Here is a 1,511-nt window from a genome sequence, read left to right as displayed (position 1 = left end):
CGTGTAATGTTTTCTCATATGCCGATTATAGCTTACATGACCCCTTTCAACTTGTCTGAATTCCTGGATCCACTATATTGCCTTATGGGCAACCCTAATGCGGTTTTATCGGATGTGTCACAAACCAACGTGATTACTGGAAGGCACCTGCGTTGTCTGCAGCCCATTGCTCGAACGTTCTAGGTTGATGACCTGTAATGTTCAACACGGTGTTCAACACGGTGTTCAACACGGTGTTCAACACTACTGTTGGGGTATCCCTTGAAATCTGAAACAACGTCTCAACTATCTCTGAAGGTGCAAATCGTTTCATGGTCTCCTTAGCAATGTCCTCAGGCAGATGTTCGAAACGAATGTCCTTCCCAAGAACGTTGCTTAAGATCTTCACCTGTTCAATGGGTGTCAGTAGTTCAGGCCCAGTGAGGGTATAAATCTCGCCCTCATGTCCCTTCGATACAAGAACCTTGGATGCAACATTCGCTATATCCCGAGGGTCAATTGGAGTTGTTCCAACGTCTCCAAACGGAGCTCGCACGACACTCTCTGTCCGAATAGTACCTGCCCAGCGCAAAGCGTTAGACATAAAAGCCCCTGGACGAAGAAACGTCCATTTTAAGCCCGATTGTCGTATTAGCTCTTCGGTATTAAAATGATTCCTACCAATCGCATTTTCTACGGGTAATTCAACAGCGCTTGATGACAGGAACACGATGTGCTCTACACCTGATGCCTTGGCGATTTTAGGAAATGCCTCACTACCAGGTACTCGTATGAAATACACGCTCTGAATTCCATCGAATGCTTTTTTCAACGTCTGAGGTGCAGTCAAATCACCAACGGCGACCTCAACTTCTGCAGGAAATGATACTTTTGCAGGATTTCTGGTCAGAACTCGAACTTGGTGGCCGCCTTTATATAAGTCTTCGACTACCTGACGGCCTACATTGCCAGTTGCACCCGTCACCAAAATCATCGGTTTCAACCTCCTCCACATCAGGAATAGCTACATTATCATTCAATTACTCAATTTCGGCATCCGTCATGAGGACGGTTTTTAGTCCGACTCGAGTCGGGGTCAGAAGTGTCACTAAACTCTCTCTATGTTCTTTCGCGGTCTCTCTCATTCGTAGTTTGTCACGCTTGACCCGACGGACCGCTCGGGCAACCACGCTACTGGTGACAACAAAAAAACCGCCGAAAGCCTCGTGGAGGCATCGGCGGTTTCGTTCGGTTCAATGAACGAGTTTGTTTTGGATCGCTTTCGCTTCATCCTGACTAAGGCCCGTCATGTCCACGACTTCGGCAAGGCTAGCGCCTTTGCGAAACATTCGCTCGGCGACCGTGGCCAGACCTTCTTGGCGACCTTCTTGGCGACCTTCTTGGCGACCTTCTTGGCGACCTTCTTGGCGACCTTCTTGGCGACCTTCTTGGCGACCTTCCTGCAGTCCTTTCTGCAATCCTTCCTGAAGCCCTTCTTGATACAGTTCTTCCGCGATTTTCGACACGAGTCT

Annotated in this window: 1 protein-coding gene and 1 pseudogene; both read right to left on the bottom strand. The window is 48.5% G+C overall.

Annotated elements, in window-relative coordinates:
* Positions 1 to 133: 133 nt before the first annotated feature.
* Entirely contained in the window at positions 134 to 973 is an 840-nt protein-coding gene (locus tag M4I36_RS16190; RefSeq protein WP_258112800.1) for an NAD(P)H-binding protein, read from the bottom strand.
* A gap of 259 nt (positions 974 to 1,232) precedes the next feature.
* Positions 1,233 to 1,511: pseudogene (locus M4I36_RS16185) on the bottom strand (hypothetical protein); the annotation flags it as partial.

The sequence above is a fragment of the Alicyclobacillus sp. SP_1 genome (assembly GCF_024706985.1).
GTDB lineage: Bacteria > Bacillota > Bacilli > Alicyclobacillales > Alicyclobacillaceae > Alicyclobacillus_I.
The sequence above is the reverse complement of the archived record's forward strand: the minus strand, read 5'-3'. Positions and strand labels throughout refer to the sequence as shown.

What these genes read in the sequence shown, in the direction of transcription:
- M4I36_RS16190 (WP_258112800.1), bottom strand. Translation starts at nt 973, where the DNA reads ATGATTTTGGTGACGGGTGCAACTGGCAATGTAGGCCGTCAGGTAGTC.